This is a genomic window from Rhodococcus sp. NPDC055024 (assembly GCF_053608585.1).
This window is the reverse complement of the sequence record NZ_JBSGVT010000002.1, coordinates 133,975-150,041: the sequence shown is the minus strand read 5'-3', so window position 1 is coordinate 150,041 and position 16,067 is coordinate 133,975. Positions and strand designations below refer to the sequence as shown.

The window sequence follows — 16,067 nt, the reverse complement described above, 5'->3', positions numbered from 1 at the left end:
ATGGCCAACGTGCAATTCGCGGGAGTAACGCACCGCTACGAAGGAACCGATCGACCGGCAGTCGACCGTCTCGATCTCGACATCGCCGACGGTGAGTTCCTGGTACTCGTAGGACCTTCCGGTTGCGGTAAGTCCACCAGCCTGCGAATGCTCGCCGGTCTCGAATCCGCGTCGGACGGCCGGATCGAGATCGGCGGCACGGACGTCACGCACCTCGCTCCGCGAGCACGTGACGTCGCCATGGTGTTTCAGAGTTACGCGCTGTACCCGAACATGACCGTCGAACAGAACATGGGTTTCGCGCTCCAGAATGCCGGAGTGGGAAAGACGGAGCGCCGGGAGCGGGTACTCGAGGCCGCGCGGATGCTCGAACTCGAACCCTTGCTCGGGCGTAAGCCGGCAAAGCTGTCGGGCGGGCAACGTCAGCGAGTTGCCATGGGTAGAGCCATCGTTCGCCATCCCAAGGTGTTCTGCATGGACGAACCGCTCAGTAATCTGGACGCCAAACTGCGCGTCAGTACGCGGTCACAGATCGCCGCCCTGCAACGTCGGCTCGGCACCACAACGGTCTACGTCACCCACGATCAGGTGGAAGCGATGACGATGGGAGACCGGGTGGCGGTCATGCTGGACGGTCGCTTGCAGCAGGTGGCGAAGCCGCGCGAACTCTACGACAACCCCGTCAACACTTTTGTGGCCGCCTTCATCGGGTCGCCGGGCATGAACTTGATCGAAGCGCCGGTCGAGGGCACCGTCGCAGTGGTCGGTGATCTACGGATACCGCTGCCCACCGGGGCGTCCGAGCGGGAACGGGTCGTCGTGGGAGTTCGCCCGGAGTCGTGGGATCTGGTGGGAGCGTGGCGAAAGGGCTCGCTGGCCGTGGATGCCGACCTGCTCGAAGAGTTGGGCGCCGAATCGTTCGTGTACGCGAAGGGCGCTCCGGATTGCCAGTGGCAGAGTCGATCCGGACGGATTGTCATTCGCGTCGACCGGAAGATGTCCGTGACACCAGGGGAGTCGCTTCACCTGCTGCCCAAATCAGGTGAGGTGTACTTCTTCTCCGCGGAGACCGGGGTCCGTCTGTAGCGATACTGTGTGCGGCATGACCGTCGCGCGTTCGCTGCTGTTGTTCGTTCTCGCCGCGCTGCTCGAAATCGGGGGCGCGTGGTTGGTGTGGCAGGGAATTCGCGAGCACAAGGGTTGGATCTGGGTAGGGCTAGGCGTCATCTCGCTCGGCCTCTACGGCCTGGTCGCGACCATGCAACCTGATGCCAACTTCGGCCGTATCCTCGCCGCGTACGGCGGCATCTTCGTTGCGGGGTCGCTGCTCTGGGCGGTGGTGATGGACGGATTTCGCCCGGATCGCTTCGACATCGTCGGTGCGCTGATCTGTCTGGTCGGTGTCGGGGTGATCATGTACGCCCGGTAAGGCCTTCGGCCCCGTGCGCGCTCAGAGAGTCCAGAGGGTCCTTAAGCGCGCACAGGGGCTTGCCCCACTTACCAGATCTTCACACGCTTCTCCGGTTCCAAATACAGTGCGTCACCGGGCTTGACGTCGAACTCCTCGTGGAACGTGTCGAGGTTGCGGACGACGCCGTTGCACCGGAACTCCGGCGGCGAGTGCGGGTCGACGGCCAGGCGGCGAAGCGCTTCGGCCTCCCGAGCCTTCGTGCGCCACACCTGCGCCCACCCGAAGAACACGCGCTGCAAGCCGGTGAGTCCGTCGATGACCGGCGGTTCGGTGCCTTCGGTTGCGATCTTGTACGCCGCGATCGCGATCGACAGTCCGCCGAGGTCGCCGATGTTCTCGCCGATCGTGAACTCGCCGTTGACGTGGTGGCCTGGCAGTTCCTTCGGCTCGAATTCGTTGTACTGCTCGATGAGAGCCTTTGTGCGCTTGCCGAATTCGCTGCGATCCTCGTCGGTCCACCAGTCGACCATGTTGCCGTCGCCGTCGTACTTCGCGCCCTGATCGTCGAAGCCGTGACCGATCTCGTGTCCGATGACTGCGCCGATGCCGCCGTAGTTGGCAGCGTCGTCGGCTGCCGCGTCGAAGAACGGCGGCTGGAGAATGGCTGCGGGGAACACGATTTCGTTCATGCCCGGGTTGTAGTAGGCGTTGACGGTCTGCGGCGTCATGAACCACTCGTCACGGTCGACGGGGCCGCCAAGCTTGGCCAGGTCACGGTCGTACTCGGCGGCGTATCCACGACGGTAGTTGCCCACCAGGTCGGTAGCCGAGATCTCGAGACCGGCGTAGTCCCGCCACTTGTCGGGGTAACCGATCTTCGGAGTGAACTTCTCGAGCTTGGCCAATGCGGCCTCACGCGTCTGCGGGCTCATCCACTCGAGGTCGGAGATGTTGCGGCGGTACGCCTCCTGCAGGTTTGCGACCAGTTCCAGCATCCGGGTCTTGGCCTCTGCGGGGAAGTGCCGATCGACGTAGAGCTTGCCGACGGCCTCTCCGAGCAGATCCTGAACCAGGCTGACCCCGCGCTTCCAGCGCTCACGGTTTTCTTCGGTCCCGGACAGCGTGGTGCCGTAGAACGCAAAGGTTTCGTCGACCAGGGCCGAATGCAGGTAAGGGGAGCGGGCATGAAGCACCTTCCACGCCGCCCATGCCTTCCAGTCGTCGAGTGACTCCGACGCCCAGAGTGCGGTGAAGGTGTGCAGGAAGTCCGGCTGACGGACGACGATCTCGGCGAACTTCTCCGAATCGGCGCCGAGACCCGACAGCCACGCGGCCCAGTCCAGCCCGGGGTTCTGCTCGGTCAGTTCCTCGAAGCCCACGAGGTTGTAGCTCAGATCTGCGTCACGACGCTTGACGACGTCCCAGTGCCCGGCCGCGATCTTCTTCTCGAGTTCGAACACACGCTGTGCGTCGTACCCGACGCCGGCGAGGGCGAACATCTTGTCGATGTGCGCGACGTACTTCTCGCGGATTTCCGCGTAATTGTCCTCGCGGTAGTACGACTCGTCGGGCAGGCTGATGCCCGACTGGCTGAAGTGAATCAGGTATCGCTCGGAGTTCTTGGCGTCGGTGTCGACGTAGTGAGAGATGGCGCCACCGACGCCGACGCGCTGGTGGCGTCCGATCACGGTGGCCAACGACGACCGGTCCGGCGCATCGGCGACGGCGTCGAGCTCGTCGTCGATGGGGCTGAGGCCTGCAGCTTCCACAGCGTCGGCGTCCATGAAGCTCGAGTACAGGTCACCGATGCGCTGAGCATCGGTACCGGCGGCGGAGTTGGACTCCGCGGCTTCGGTGATGATGGTCTGTACGTCTTCTTCGGCCTTGTCGTAGAGCGTGCGGAACGCCCCGTCGACGGCGCGGTCTGCCGGAATCTCGTATTCGGCGAGCCATTTTCCGTTGACGTGGACGAACAGATCGTCCTGCGCCCGTGTGTCGCCGTCGAGGTGGGTGAGGTCGATGCCTGAGCGATGAGCCGTGGTCATTTCTCCATCCTTACACGATCATGACGAACTGCTCGGTGTGTGCATGATCGCTCCGAGCCCCAGTTCAACTATTGCGCTGGGCAACGTCGGTATGGCGTGGCACGATCGATTACGTGACCAGCAGACCTGCCGCAGATCCGCACCTGCAGGACCTCGCGCGACTACGACGCGTTCGTGACCGTATCGACCGCGAGTACGCACGGCCTCTGGACGTGGAGGCGCTCGCGCGGGGAGTGAACATGTCTGCGGGGCATCTCAGTCGTCAATTCCGCCAGGCGTACGGCGAACCTCCGTACGCCTACTTGATGACGAGGCGAATCGAGCGAGCGATGGCGTTGCTGCGGCGCGGAGACCTCAGTGTCACGGACGTCTGCTTCGAGGTCGGTTGCAGCTCTCTCGGCACTTTCAGCAGTAAGTTCACCGAATTGGTGGGGGTTCCGCCCAGTGTCTATCGGCGCGAGGCCGAGCAGTCGACGGCCGGAATGCCGTCCTGTGTGTCGAAACAAGTCACCAGACCGATCAGGAATCGAGAAGCGCAGACCCCACAACCGCAATTAACGTGATCGCCATGGACATCACCATTCACTCGAGTTTCCTTCCGCAGGACGACCCTGATGCCGCCCTGAACTTCTATCGCGACACGCTCGGCTTCGAGGTTCGCAACGACGTCGGTTACGACGGGATGCGTTGGATCACCGTGGGGCCGCCCGGCCAGCCCGGCACCTCCATCGTGTTGCATCCGCCGGCCGTCGATCCCGGCATCACCGACGAGGAGCGCCGCACCATCATCGAGATGATGGCCAAGGGCACCTACGGCGGACTTCTCCTGGCCACCAAAGATCTGGACGACACGTTCGAGCGGCTTCAGGCCGGCGACATCGACGTCGTCCAGGAACCGACCGAGCAGCCCTACGGCGTTCGCGATTGCGCCGTCCGCGACCCAGCGGGAAACCTGATCCGTATCCAAGAACTGCGCTGAGACCGTCAACTGCGCTGAGACCGTCGGCGATCGACTGACAGATGGAGACACGATGACTGCCCTGCACACTGCAGACAGCCACGATTTGATCCGCGTGCAAGGTGCGCGGGTGAACAATCTCGAAGACATCAGTGTCGAGATCCCGAAGCGGAGGCTGACGGTCTTCACCGGCGTCTCCGGTTCGGGGAAGAGTTCGCTGGTGTTCAGTACGATCGCCGCGGAATCGCAGCGGATGATCAACGAGACCTACAGCGCTTTCGTTCAAGGATTCATGCCGACACTCGCGCGGCCGGACGTCGACGTTCTCGACGGCCTGACCACCGCGATCATCGTCGATCAGCAGCGGATGGGCGTCGACCCTCGTTCGACCGTCGGAACTGCAACCGACGCCAACGCGATGCTTCGCATCCTGTTCAGCCGTCTCGGAAAGCCTCACATCGGTTCGCCCCAGGCGTTTTCGTTCAACGTCGCCTCCGTCTCCGGTGCGGGCGCGGTCACCATGGAACGTGGTGGCCGCCAGACGAAAGAGCGTCGCAGCTTCAAGATCACCGGCGGCATGTGCCCGCGGTGTGAGGGACGGGGGGCGGTCAACGATTTCGATCTGACCGCGCTGTACGACGACACCAAGTCGCTCAACGAGAGTGCGATCACGGTCCCCGGTTACAGCATGGAGGGTTGGTACGGCCGGATCTATCGCGGCTGCGGTTTCTTCGATCCCGACAAGCCGATCAAGAAGTACACGAAGAAAGAACTGAACGACCTTCTCTACAAAGAGCCGACCAAGATCAAGGTCGAAGGAATCAACCTGACGTACACGGGTCTGATTCCGCAGATTCAGAAGTCGTTCCTGGCCAAGGACGTCGACGCGATGCAGCCCCACATCCGGGCTTTCGTCGAGCGGGCGATCACGTTCACCACCTGCCCCGAATGCGACGGCACGCGACTGAGCGAGGGGGCGCGGTCGTCGAAGATCAAGGGCGTCAACATCGCCGACGCCTGCTCGATGCAGATCAGCGATCTCGCGGAATGGGTCAGCGGACTGAAGGAACCGTCGGTCGCGCCGTTGCTCACGACGCTCGGTGAAACGCTCGACTCGTTCGTGGAGATCGGACTCGGCTACCTCAGCCTCGATCGGCCGTCGGGAACCCTCTCCGGCGGTGAAGCTCAGCGCACCAAGATGATTCGTCACCTGGGTTCCTCGCTCACCGACATCACGTATGTATTCGACGAGCCCACCACCGGCCTGCATCCGCACGACATCGCGAGGATGAACGACCTACTGCTGCGTCTGCGGGACAAGGGCAACACGGTGCTCGTCGTCGAGCACAAGCCGGAGACGATCGTGATCGCCGACCACATCGTCGACCTCGGTCCGGGCGCGGGTAGCGCGGGCGGAAACGTCTGCTTCGAGGGCACCGTCGACGGTTTGCGTGCCAGCGACACCGTCACCGGCCGTCACTTCGACGACCGGGCCGCAATCAAGGAGACCGTGCGCGAGTCCACTGACGCAATCGAGATTCGTGGAGCGAACTCGCACAACTTGCAGGATGTCGACGTCGACGTACCGCTGGGCGTACTGGTCGTGGTCACCGGTGTCGCGGGGTCGGGCAAGAGTTCGCTGATCCACGGCTCGCTCGCGAAACGCGAAGATGTGGTGTCGGTCGATCAGAGCGCGATCCGTGGCTCGCGTCGGAGCAACCCGGCAACGTACACCGGGCTGCTCGACCCGATCCGCAAGGCATTCGCGAAGGCCAACGGCGTGAAGCCGGCGCTGTTCAGTGCCAACTCCGAGGGCGCCTGCCCGACGTGCAACGGCAACGGCGTCATCTACAGCGACCTGGCGATGATGGCCGGCGTTGCCACTCTCTGCGAGGAGTGCGAGGGCAAGCGCTTCCAAGCCGAGGTACTCGAATACAAATTCGGTGGCAAGGACATCAACGAGGTTCTCACGATGTCGGTAGCCGAGGCCGAGGAGTTCTTCGGCGACGGTGAGGCCAAGACCCTCGCTGCGCACAAGATCCTTGTCCGACTGGTCGATGTGGGGCTCGGATACCTCACGATCGGCCAGCCGCTGACGACGCTGTCGGGCGGTGAGCGTCAGCGCATCAAGCTGGCAACGCACCTGGGCGAGAAGGGCGGCGTGTACGTTCTCGACGAGCCGACCACCGGACTGCACCTGGCCGATGTCGAGCAGTTGCTCGGCCTGCTCGATCGACTCGTCGATTCCGGCAAGTCAGTCATCGTCATCGAGCACCACCAAGCGGTGATGGCGCACGCCGACTGGATCATCGACCTCGGCCCTGGTGCCGGTCACGACGGCGGTCGGATCGTCTTCGAGGGCACTCCCGAGGAACTGGTCGCCGACGGCTCCACCCTCACCGGAAAGCACCTCGCGGCATACGTCGGCGGCTGACCTGGCTCCTCCCTCAGGCGTCGATACCCAGGTTGATGACGGCGAGGTAGGAACCGTCCGACTGCTTTTCGACGGTCATGAGGCCGGTGTCGTCGTAGATGCCGTCACTGGCGTTGTTCGTGTTGTTCTCACGACCGGTGTGCTCGCTGTACGGGGACTGTGAGTACACCTCGTCGAGGAGCGTCTCGTCGAAGAAGGTCTGCGACGTGAGGACCGTTTTCTTGTCGATGTGCACCTTGACGTGGATGTGCGTCGTGCGGCCCATGTACCAGCCGGGGAAGATCGTGGTGAACTGCGCGATGCCGTTTGCATCGGTGGTCTGGGCCCCGCGTAGGTAGGTGCCGTCGTCGGTGGTGGTGGCTTCGGTGTCGCCGACGCTGTACGAACCGTCCGACGTCTCACCGGAACCACCCATGTCGCCGCCCATCCCGCCGGGTGCGCCTGACGGAGGTTCCCCCATTCCGCCGCCGGGTGCCCCTGACGGAGGTTCCCCCATTCCGCCGGCCGGGGGAGTTCCGCCGCCACCGCCGCCGTTGGCGCTCAGGGAGCCGGATTCGAAACCGGAGTACACGCCGCCGGCGTCGCAGTGCCAGATCTCGACGACGGCGTTACCGACCGCGCCGATACTGCCGTCGGCGTTGCACTGGCTGTTGTCCTGCACACGCATCGCCACCTGCAGCGTGGTGCCCGGACGGTCTTCGCGGATGTCGCCGCGAATGGAGTCGACGTCGAACCAGTAGGGGCCCTGTGTCTCTTCCTTACTCATGGCGCACTGCGGTGCCTTGGCCAGAAGTGCGGTCACGGCATCGCCGGACGTGGCCGCAGCGGAAGTGCCGGAAGCTGTTGTCGTCGATGCAGCCGCAGCCGACGTAGTCGTGGAAGTGCCACTGTTGCCGGAACAGGCTGCGATGAGCCCGCCCAGGCTGATGGTTCCGCCGAGTGCGAGGGCCCGTCGACGGCTCACGCGTAGCCGGCTTGCTTCGATGTCTTTGTTCACGCCGCTGTACCTCCATTGTGTGGGCTGTTGTCTCAATGGTGGACGGGCGACCTGGTGCGGAACTGGTTATCCGCTGTGAACTTGCTGGGAGAGCATCTGAATGCTCGAGGTGGCCCGTACGTAGACCTGTCCGCCGGCGTCGACGATGCGAGTTTCGATCAGTGCGAGCCTGCGCCCGGCACGAATCACGACGGCCTCGGCGCGCATGATCGGCCCACCGATGTCGGGGGAGCGCAGGAAGTCGATCTTGTGGTCTAGGACGCGATAGTCCTGATCGACGCTGGTCAGCGTCTGCGCTGCCAAACCGGTGATGGCATCGACCGCTGAGATGAGGACACCTCCCTGAACGGCGCCCAACGGGTTGGCCATCCAGGCGACCGGGGCGAACTCGCCCACGACGGAACCCGGGGTCACGTCGACGACCGCAAGATCGAGGAGCCCGGCGAGCGGACCGCGTTCGAGTTCGCCGTCGCGGATTCCTTCGACGACGTCGGACCCGGACAACCCGCTCAGGTTGCTTGTCTTCTCCGGCGTCGGGACGGGCAGCGGCTCACCCTCCACGTAGTCGTCGATTCCCACGACGGGAGGACGCGAGACCACCATGGCGCGGCCGGCCATCACCGCCAGGAGCGAGCCGTTCTCGTCGCGAAGTTGACCGGACGCGAGCCCGACGCCGTCGTCGAGATGCACGAGTGTGCCGGTGGCGCCGACGTCTGCGACAGCGGGGATGTCGGCGCCCGCACTGACTGTGACCTGCGCGAGCACGGACTGATGGCCCGAGGTCAGTCCCGAGTACACCGCGCCGCCCATGGCACCGTCGATCATGACTCCGATGGAACCGAGCACGGTCTTGCCACGGTGATCGTGGAATCGCTCGCCGACGGCCTGCGCGAAGGCCAGGTCCCCGGGCACGACCGACACGGCGCGCACACCCATCAACGTGTTGAGTGGGTCAAGTTTCTTGACGGGCGCGGCGGAGTTGTCGATGCTCATGCGTCGAGTATCTCCAGCGCACCCAGTCTTGCCGAGACCGGGTCTCAACCACCGACACGTGAATGCATCTCCCAGACGAGGACTTCGGCCCCGGCGTCGGAGGTCAGTTGCTGCCCACCCGAATCGCTCAACCGGACGGCATCACCCTCGTACAGTGTGCCGACGCCCTCCATCTCGGCAGTACCCTGCGCGACGAAGACGTGCAGGAACGGTGCGCTGGGAAGAGGTACCGAGGTGCCGGGCAGAATGCGCGCGACGTGCATGGCGGCGTTCTTGTTGTTGATGCGAATCGCCGAATGATCCTTGTAGCGGCCCATTCCGGAGGCAACCGGGATCAGACCGCCGCGCAGCAACTCGTCGTCGATCTCGAGTTGTTCGTACCCGGGAGTGAGTCCACCTTCGTCCGGGACCACCCACATCTGGATGAAATGCACGGGGTCGGAATGCTGTTCGCCGCCAATACGCCACGAATCGTTCTTCTCACTGTGCATGATTCCGGTACCGGCGCTCATGCGCTGGGCGAGTCCCGGATAGATGACGCCGGTGTGACCGATGGAATCCTGGTGCACGAGCGAACCGCGAAGCACCCAGGTCACGATTTCCATGTCCTTGTGCGGATGGGTGTCGAAACCGGTTCCCGCCAGTACGGTGTCGTCGTTGTTGACGAGCAGCAATCCGTGATGGGTGTTGTCGGGGTCGTAGTGCTGTCCGAACGAGAACGAATGTTTCGAATCCAGCCAGGAGACGCGGGATTTCAAGCGATCACCGGAGCGGTGCACATCGATGTGCGGTGTCGTCCGTGGGGCCTGTGCTCGACCAGATGCCATGGCTCCTCCTTCTGTGCCACCGGGATCCATCACTGCCGGATCCACCACTACCGGAATCCACCCTACGACGAACCTGCTGTGTAGTCCGAGCATTGGGCGTACTCGGTGGTGTCGTCAGTTCGTCGACGCGTGCATCTCCCACACGAGTATCTCCGCATCGTCGATCCCCTCGACTCGTTGACCACCAGTATCCTTGAGACGCAACGAATCTCCCGGACCGAGCAATCCGACTCCCTCGACGTCGACAGTGCCACTGGCAATGAAGCCGTGCACGTACGGTGCGTCCGGCAGGAATACCGACCCGCCGGTCTCTAGGCGTGCAACATGAAGGGCCGCATGTTTGTTGTGCAGGCTTATCGCGCTGTGATCACGATGCGCGGGCATCCCCGACGCCAGGGTGATCAGGCCACCGGCGTCGAGCTCGGTGTTGATGTCGAGTTCTTGATAACTCGGAGTCACTCCGGATTCGTCCGGCGGTATCCACATCTGAACGAGGTGAACGGGTTCGGTGACACGTGAGCCGTCGGCGCGCCAGCGGTCGTTGCGTTCGGAGTGCAGGATTCCGGTACCGGCGCTCATTCTTTGCGCGAGGCCTCGATGGATGACTCCGGAGTGCCCAGCGGAATCCTGGTGAACCAGGGATCCGCTGAGCACCCACGTCACGATCTCGGTGTCGCGGTGCTGATGAGTGTCGAAACCGTAGTCGGCTTCGATGATGTCGTCGTTGTTCACCAACAGAAGTCCGTGCGCGTACGCGGCGTGATCGAAGTTTCCGGCGAAGGGGAAACTGTGACGCGCCGTGAGCCAGCCGTAGTTGAGATGCGCACGTTCGTCAGCTCGTTGGACGACTATCGACGACATGTCAGCTCAGCGTCTCGTGTGCCGCCGGGATGGATCCCAGGCGTCCGGCCTGGAAGTCCTCGAAAGCCTGCATGACCTCGGACTTGGTGTTCATGACGAAGGGCCCGGCCATCGCGATGGGTTCGCGGATCGGCTTGCCGCCGAGGATGAAGACCTCGAGGGATTCGGTCCGTGAATCCTGGCGATCGGAAGCGGCGACGGTGATGGAGTCACCACGTCCGAAGACAGCTGTCTGTCCGACACGAATGGGCCGACGCTCGGCCCCGACCGCGCCTTCACCGGCGAGGACGTAGACGATCGCGTTGAACTCGGGATTCCACGGTAGCGTCAGGCTCGCACCCGGGGCCACAGTCGTGTGGGAGAGCGCGATGGGTGTGTACGTCGAACCGGGTCCGGCGTGGCCGGCGATGTCTCCGGCGATGACGCGTACCAAGGCTCCGCCGTCGGGGGAGGAGAGCAGCGCCACCTTGTTACCGGTGATGTCCTGGTACCGCGGCGCTGCCATCTTGTTGTCGCGGGGCAGGTTGACCCACAGTTGGACACCGTGGAACAGGCCGCCGCTGACGACGAGGTGTTCCGGCGGAGTTTCGATGTGGAGGATGCCGCCACCTGCTGTCATCCACTGGGTGTCGCCGCCGCCGATAATGCCGCCGCCGCCGTTGGAGTCCTGGTGCTCCATGATGCCGTCGATCATGTAGGTCACGGTTTCGAATCCGCGGTGCGGGTGCCACGGTGTGCCCTTGGGTTCGCCGGGTGCGTAGTTGACCTCACCCATCTGGTCCATGTGGATGAAGGGATCGAGGGCGGAGAGGTCGATGCCAGCGAAGGCGCGGTGAACGGGAAAGCCTTCACCTTCGTATCCGACCGGTGCGGTGGTGATGCTCTTGACGGGGCGGTCGACTGCTGACTCTGCCGGCTCGTCGAGACGGGGCAGGGCCAAGATGTTCTCGACTGTCACAGCAGGCATGTCGTACTCCTTGTATCCGTGAAGCTGATGTCAGGTAGTTGATTGTTCAACTATCTCATCAGGAGTCAACAAAGTCGAGCCCCGGGTATTCCCGCGGCTCGACTGGTGTTCGGATCAGCCTGTCGTCTGGATCAGCGCAACATGCTGCCTAGGGTCTTTGCAGCTGCCATGACCTCGGCGCCCAGCGCTGCTTGGTCCTCGGAGTCGAAGACGGAAATTCCGAGGCTGGAGATGGCGTCGCGGCGTCGGCCGGGGATCACCGCCGAGATTCCCAGGACGGACGGGATGACCTCGCCGACGGTCACTGCGTAGCCGCGTGCGCGTGCCGCCGTCACTTCCTCTCGTTCCCCGCTCGTCGGCGGGAGTGAGGCAAGGATGGAGAGCCCGGCGGAGCCGCGGTCGATCGGATCGACCTGCCCTGGGTGAAACGCGACGTGAACCTTGGCGCTGCGCGGTTCGACCACCATCAGCGCGCGCACTTCGGTGTCGCTCTCGCGGACCACCAGGTGCGCTGTCGCCTCGGTGGCCTCGGCGAGTTCTTGAAGTATCGGGCGAGCGAGAGTGCGCAAATCCTGTTCCACCGGTTCGGCGAGGGTGACCAGGCCGGCGCCGAGAGTGACACGCTTGAAGGAGTCCTTGCGGCACAGGTGATGAGCCTCGAGCGTGCGGATCAACCGATGTGCGACGGTTCGGTGGACTCCCACGCCGTCGGCGATGTCGGTGACCGACAAGCCGTGCGGATAGGACGTCAGGAGTTCCAAGATCTCGAGTCCGTGGTGCAGCGTTTTCGACATGCTCGAGTCCACTTGAACTGCACTTTTGCGCGGTCGGTGTTCCTCGCTCAGCTCTGACATCAAATCCCTTTCTTGACGTTTGTGAGGTATGCCACCTACGCTTTGAACATATCGCACAGTGTGTGCGATTATCGCACACTTTACGAAGCTGCACAACCTTCGGGTGGATGCAGCGCAGCGTGTTCGGAGAGAACCTTCATGAGCAACTACCGCGTCGTGGCAACGGAGGACGTTGTCGCAATCCATCAGCTGTACGGCCACCAGAGTCATTGCATAGACTCTGGGCGCCAGCAGGATTGGGCGCAGACATTCACCGAAGGCGGTGAGTTTCATTCCCCCAGTTATCCGGAACCCGTGGTCGGTTTCGACGACCTTGCGGCTTTTGCTGCTCGCTTCTACGCTGCGGCGGAAGCTGCCGACGAGGTGCATCGTCACGTTCTGACCAATGTCGTCGTCGAGGCGGTGGACGAGAGTGCTCTGGCAGTGCGCGGGTACCTGCAGATCGTTGCCACCGCTCGCGGCGGCGAGTCGCGACTGGTGCGGATGACGACTGTCGCTGATCGTGTGGTTCGGGTCGGTGCGGAGTGGAAAATCGCCCGCCGCACCGTCTTCCGTGACGACGCGCCCCGAGCGTCCGAACACGCTTGAAGTACCGAAATGTTTCTTGCACAACAATATTCAGTAGGAGAAGTTCATCATGACCGAAAGCTCTGACCAGACGAACCCGGGCCGCACCGTAGTGACGCAGATGTCGGCGGTATACCCGGAGTTGGCAGGCAAGGTCGCAGTGGTGACCGGCGCGGCCCAGGGAATGGGTGCGACGTTCGCCGAAGGACTGGCAACACGCGGCGTACATGTCGTCGGCGCCGACATCAACGAAGAGCAGATGCTCGCCACGGCCACGCGAATCAACACGAACCTGGAGTCGAATGCACTGGCGGACAAGCCGGGTCGCGTCGTCGGAGCCCGGGTCGACGTCACCAAGCCGGACGAGCACGAGTTGCTTGCCCAGTTGGCACTGAAGGAGTTCGGCCGGGTTGATTTCTGGATCAACAATGCGGGAATCTTCCCGTTCGCACTGGCCGAGGAGATCACCCCGGAACAGATCGGGGCTACGTTGAGCGTCAATGTCGAAGGAGTGCTCTACGGCGCTCAGGCCGCGGCGCGGCACCTCGGTCCCGGCGGCGCCATCGTCAACATGTCCTCGGTGTCGGCGCTGCGTGTGCGAAAGGGGAGAGGGGCATACTGCACGTCGAAGGCTGCCGTCGCGCACCTCACGGAGTCTCTTGCAGTGGAGTTCGGCGACAAGGGTATTCGGGTCAACTCCATTGCGCCCGGTTACATCGACACGGCGATGACGAAGTGGGTCCAGGAAGATCCGATCGCGCTCGCGAACGCACTCGACGCGGTACCGCTGCATCGTCTGGGCTCGCCCGAAGAGGTCTTCGGCCCGCTGCTGTTCCTGCTCTCGGACAGCGCGCGCTACGTCACCGGGCACAGCATTGCGGTGGACGGTGGTTCGCGGCATGTCTGAGTCCATGAAATATCCCGGCGTCGTTCTCGTTACCGGCGGTGCTGCCGGGATGGGAGCGCATCACGCGCGCACGCTTGCCGCGCGCGGTTCGCATGTCTGCATTGCCGATGTTTCGGATTCATCCGGCGTGGTCGACGACATTGTCGCCGCCGGCGGATCAGCGTCCGCTCATCTTCTCGACGTCACCGATGCCGATGCCTGGGACCGGGTTGTCGACGAAATTCGCACCACCCGTGGGGAACTCGGCGGACTGGTCAACAACGCCGGCATCTCGCGTCGGCTCGAATTCATGGACACCCCGAACGACATCTGGGAGCTGACCATGAAGATCAACCTCTTCGGCCCGTTCTACGGTATGAAGGCGGTGGCGCCGCTGATGCGAGAGAGTGGCGGCGGATCGATCGTCAATATCTCGTCCATCGCCGGTCAGATCGGATACTTCTCTCCGGCATACTCGTCGAGCAAGTGGGGTCTGACCGGTCTGTCGAAGTCGGCCGCAGGCAACTTCGCGCAGTGGGGGATTCGCGTCAACTCGGTGCACCCGGGGCTGGTCGGTACGGCGCTGCTCGGCGGCGCAAACGACTTCGTCGCCGCGTCACTGAAGTCGGTTCCCTTCGGACGCATGGGAACTCTCGACGAGATCACCGAAGCAGTGCTGTTCCTGCTCTCGAACAGTTCGACCTACACCACCGGAACGGAACTCACTGTCGACGGCGGGTTGGTGTCGAACGGTCTTTACCACCGCATCATCGCGGAGACTGGAGAACTTTCATGACCGAGCACTGGGACGTCGTTGTCATCGGTGGCGGCGGAGCAGGTCTCGCCGCTGCGGTGTCGGCAGCTGAAGAAGGCGCATCCGTTCTGCTGTTCGAATCCGAAACCGAACTCGGTGGATCCACCGCGCTGTCGGCCGGCATCTTCACGGCCGCCGGAACGAGCGTGCAGGCCGGCCTCGGCGTCGACGATTCGGCGGAGAAGTTCTTCCAGCACTACATGGACCTCAACCAGTGGATGCTCTCACCCGGATTGATTCGTGCGTTCTGCGAAAACGCCGGTCCAACACTGGAATGGCTCATCGGACTCGGCGTCGAGATTCCCGCGGCGATCTCGGGTAACGCTCACCAGCCGGGACTCGCCCAAGCCGGCGTCGAGGACGTCTGGCGCGGCCACGTGCCCAAGGATCAGGGATACGGACTGATTCAGGTGCTGGACAAGGCTCGTCGTAAGCACGGGATCGAGGTCATCTTCGGAACACGGGTGCAGAAGCTGATCGAGGAAGACGGTCGGGTTGTCGGCGTTGTCGCCGACGACATCGAGGTGCCTGCGGGCGCCGTCGTTGTTGCCTCCGGTGGATTCGCGCAAGATCCGGGTTTGGTTGAACGCCACTTCCCGGACGCGAACAAGGCTGGGGACGCATTGTTCGTCGTCGCGGCGGCGGGTAGCCGCGGAGATCACCTTCGCTTTGCCGAGGACCTCGGGGCTTCGGTGGCCGGCGACGGCTGGGGCTTGATGCTGCCCACCGTCTACTTCCAGCGATTCCATCACTGGCAGGCCGGTTTTCCGCCGAAGTCACGGATCTACGTCAACCAGGACGGCCGACGATTCATGGACGAGGACAGCTCGTACGCCGTCTCGACCGGCATCATCGACCATCAGGGTGGATACGGATGGATGATCTTCGACGAGAACGCTCGCGTGAATCTGGCTCCGGGATATGCAGATTGGAATCCCGAACGCATCGAGGAAGAAGTTGTTGCCGGTGGCACGATTCGTGCGGACACGATCGAAGACCTCGCAGTGGCAACGGGTGTTCCGGTTGCGACGTTGACGCAAACCCTGCGTCGATGGAACGAGCAACTGCCCAGCGGTCACGACGACGACTTCCTTCGCCATCGCACGTTGCGGAACAAGGGCGCTGTCGGCAACCCGGATCCTATTGCGACAGCACCGTTCTATGCCGCGAAAATCCTTCCGGCAGAGCTCGTATGTACGCATGCGGGAATGGAGATCAACACGGATGCGGCCGTGCTCGGGCGCACCGGAGTACCGATCGAGGGTCTGTACGCGGCCGGTGAGGCGGGCGCCGGAATCCTCGGACTGAGATACGTGGGCGGCGGCAATGCAGTTGCCAACGCTTTGACCATGGGCCGCGTAGCGGGACGTAATGCGGCGAACTACACCAGGACCAGCGCCGAGAGCGTGCCGGTCCATTCCATCGCGCACACCTGACGTCCGACGTCTGCGCG

At 63.3% G+C, this 16,067-nt stretch carries 16 protein-coding genes; 9 read left to right on the top strand and 7 right to left on the bottom strand.

The genetic code is table 11. The features are described 5' to 3' along the window. Positions 1-1,086: an ABC transporter ATP-binding protein gene (locus ACWF6P_RS07190; protein WP_452620539.1), complete on the top strand. Its 1,086-nt coding sequence runs from the start codon at positions 1-3 to the stop codon at positions 1,084-1,086. A 16-nt stretch (positions 1,087-1,102) separates the two neighbouring features. Beyond that, complete coding sequence (locus tag ACWF6P_RS07185; RefSeq protein ID WP_029256194.1) at positions 1,103-1,429, top strand: YnfA family protein; 327 nt, start codon at positions 1,103-1,105, stop codon at positions 1,427-1,429. A gap of 68 nt (positions 1,430-1,497) precedes the next feature. Here ACWF6P_RS07185 and ACWF6P_RS07180 read toward each other — a convergent pair whose 3' ends face one another. Continuing rightward, positions 1,498-3,456 carry a M13 family metallopeptidase gene (locus tag ACWF6P_RS07180; protein ID WP_452620538.1) on the bottom strand — a complete coding sequence of 653 codons (1,959 nt, stop codon included), beginning with the start codon at positions 3,454-3,456 and terminating at the stop codon, positions 1,498-1,500. Positions 3,457-3,569: 113 nt separating this feature from the next. On the opposite strand from ACWF6P_RS07180, the gene ACWF6P_RS07175 reads away from it, so the two are divergent. The 3 genes from ACWF6P_RS07175 to ACWF6P_RS07165 are packed head-to-tail and all read left to right on the top strand — an operon-like array spanning position 3,570 to position 6,848. Beyond that, a complete protein-coding gene (locus tag ACWF6P_RS07175) occupies positions 3,570-4,019 on the top strand; it encodes a helix-turn-helix transcriptional regulator (RefSeq protein ID WP_095968571.1) in 450 nt (149 codons plus the stop codon). A 5-nt stretch (positions 4,020-4,024) separates the two neighbouring features. After that, positions 4,025-4,435: a VOC family protein gene (locus ACWF6P_RS07170; RefSeq protein WP_209909792.1), complete on the top strand. Its 411-nt coding sequence runs from the start codon at positions 4,025-4,027 to the stop codon at positions 4,433-4,435. Positions 4,436-4,487: 52 nt separating this feature from the next. Continuing rightward, the gene (locus tag ACWF6P_RS07165) at positions 4,488-6,848 is read left to right on the top strand and encodes an ATP-binding cassette domain-containing protein (protein ID WP_378644328.1); all 2,361 of its coding nucleotides are present in this window, start codon (positions 4,488-4,490) and stop codon (positions 6,846-6,848) included. A 13-nt stretch (positions 6,849-6,861) separates the two neighbouring features. Here the strand turns inward: ACWF6P_RS07165 and ACWF6P_RS07160 are convergent, their stop codons facing one another. The 6 genes from ACWF6P_RS07160 to ACWF6P_RS07135 all read right to left on the bottom strand — a co-directional run bounded on the left by ACWF6P_RS07160 (position 6,862) and on the right by ACWF6P_RS07135 (position 12,347). After that, a complete protein-coding gene (locus tag ACWF6P_RS07160; protein ID WP_452620537.1) occupies positions 6,862-7,845 on the bottom strand; it encodes an intradiol ring-cleavage dioxygenase in 984 nt (327 codons plus the stop codon). Positions 7,846-7,911: 66 nt separating this feature from the next. Beyond that, positions 7,912-8,838, bottom strand: coding sequence for a PaaI family thioesterase (locus tag ACWF6P_RS07155; protein ID WP_452620536.1), 927 nt, complete (start codon positions 8,836-8,838; stop codon positions 7,912-7,914). Between the two features lie 44 nt (positions 8,839-8,882). Next, entirely contained in the window at positions 8,883-9,665 is a 783-nt protein-coding gene (locus tag ACWF6P_RS07150; protein WP_452620535.1) for a pirin family protein, read from the bottom strand. Between the two features lie 114 nt (positions 9,666-9,779). Then, positions 9,780-10,526, bottom strand: a complete 747-nt coding sequence (locus ACWF6P_RS07145; protein ID WP_452620534.1) for a pirin family protein — start codon at positions 10,524-10,526, stop codon at positions 9,780-9,782. A gap of 1 nt (position 10,527) precedes the next feature. Beyond that, a complete protein-coding gene (locus ACWF6P_RS07140) occupies positions 10,528-11,493 on the bottom strand; it encodes a pirin family protein (RefSeq protein WP_452620533.1) in 966 nt (321 codons plus the stop codon). 131 nt (positions 11,494-11,624) lie between these two features. Beyond that, positions 11,625-12,347 carry an IclR family transcriptional regulator gene (locus tag ACWF6P_RS07135; RefSeq protein WP_003939719.1) on the bottom strand — a complete coding sequence of 241 codons (723 nt, stop codon included), beginning with the start codon at positions 12,345-12,347 and terminating at the stop codon, positions 11,625-11,627. Positions 12,348-12,485: 138 nt separating this feature from the next. On the opposite strand from ACWF6P_RS07135, the gene ACWF6P_RS07130 reads away from it, so the two are divergent. The 4 genes from ACWF6P_RS07130 to ACWF6P_RS07115 are packed head-to-tail and all read left to right on the top strand — an operon-like array spanning position 12,486 to position 16,050. Continuing rightward, complete coding sequence (locus ACWF6P_RS07130) at positions 12,486-12,935, top strand: nuclear transport factor 2 family protein (RefSeq protein WP_452620532.1); 450 nt, start codon at positions 12,486-12,488, stop codon at positions 12,933-12,935. Between the two features lie 49 nt (positions 12,936-12,984). Further along, entirely contained in the window at positions 12,985-13,821 is an 837-nt protein-coding gene (locus tag ACWF6P_RS07125) for an SDR family NAD(P)-dependent oxidoreductase (protein ID WP_452620531.1), read from the top strand. Next, positions 13,814-14,596 carry an SDR family NAD(P)-dependent oxidoreductase gene (locus tag ACWF6P_RS07120; protein WP_452620530.1) on the top strand — a complete coding sequence of 261 codons (783 nt, stop codon included), beginning with the start codon at positions 13,814-13,816 and terminating at the stop codon, positions 14,594-14,596. The genes ACWF6P_RS07125 and ACWF6P_RS07120 overlap by 8 nt, the downstream gene beginning before the upstream one ends. Then, a complete protein-coding gene (locus ACWF6P_RS07115) occupies positions 14,593-16,050 on the top strand; it encodes an FAD-dependent oxidoreductase (protein ID WP_378644333.1) in 1,458 nt (485 codons plus the stop codon). The genes ACWF6P_RS07120 and ACWF6P_RS07115 overlap by 4 nt, the downstream gene beginning before the upstream one ends. Positions 16,051-16,067: the final 17 nt, after the last annotated feature.

What these genes read in the sequence shown, in the direction of transcription:
- ACWF6P_RS07145 (WP_452620534.1), bottom strand. Translation starts at nt 10,526, where the DNA reads ATGTCGTCGATAGTCGTCCAACGAGCTGACGAACGTGCGCATCTCAAC.
- ACWF6P_RS07170 (WP_209909792.1), top strand. Translation starts at nt 4,025, where the DNA reads ATGGACATCACCATTCACTCGAGTTTCCTTCCGCAGGACGACCCTGAT.
- ACWF6P_RS07125 (WP_452620531.1), top strand. Translation starts at nt 12,985, where the DNA reads ATGACCGAAAGCTCTGACCAGACGAACCCGGGCCGCACCGTAGTGACG.
- ACWF6P_RS07190 (WP_452620539.1), top strand. Translation starts at nt 1, where the DNA reads ATGGCCAACGTGCAATTCGCGGGAGTAACGCACCGCTACGAAGGAACC.
- ACWF6P_RS07120 (WP_452620530.1), top strand. Translation starts at nt 13,814, where the DNA reads ATGTCTGAGTCCATGAAATATCCCGGCGTCGTTCTCGTTACCGGCGGT.
- ACWF6P_RS07130 (WP_452620532.1), top strand. Translation starts at nt 12,486, where the DNA reads ATGAGCAACTACCGCGTCGTGGCAACGGAGGACGTTGTCGCAATCCAT.
- ACWF6P_RS07140 (WP_452620533.1), bottom strand. Translation starts at nt 11,493, where the DNA reads ATGCCTGCTGTGACAGTCGAGAACATCTTGGCCCTGCCCCGTCTCGAC.
- ACWF6P_RS07135 (WP_003939719.1), bottom strand. Translation starts at nt 12,347, where the DNA reads ATGTCAGAGCTGAGCGAGGAACACCGACCGCGCAAAAGTGCAGTTCAA.
- ACWF6P_RS07165 (WP_378644328.1), top strand. Translation starts at nt 4,488, where the DNA reads ATGACTGCCCTGCACACTGCAGACAGCCACGATTTGATCCGCGTGCAA.
- ACWF6P_RS07115 (WP_378644333.1), top strand. Translation starts at nt 14,593, where the DNA reads ATGACCGAGCACTGGGACGTCGTTGTCATCGGTGGCGGCGGAGCAGGT.
- ACWF6P_RS07150 (WP_452620535.1), bottom strand. Translation starts at nt 9,665, where the DNA reads ATGGCATCTGGTCGAGCACAGGCCCCACGGACGACACCGCACATCGAT.
- ACWF6P_RS07185 (WP_029256194.1), top strand. Translation starts at nt 1,103, where the DNA reads ATGACCGTCGCGCGTTCGCTGCTGTTGTTCGTTCTCGCCGCGCTGCTC.
- ACWF6P_RS07180 (WP_452620538.1), bottom strand. Translation starts at nt 3,456, where the DNA reads ATGACCACGGCTCATCGCTCAGGCATCGACCTCACCCACCTCGACGGC.
- ACWF6P_RS07155 (WP_452620536.1), bottom strand. Translation starts at nt 8,838, where the DNA reads ATGAGCATCGACAACTCCGCCGCGCCCGTCAAGAAACTTGACCCACTC.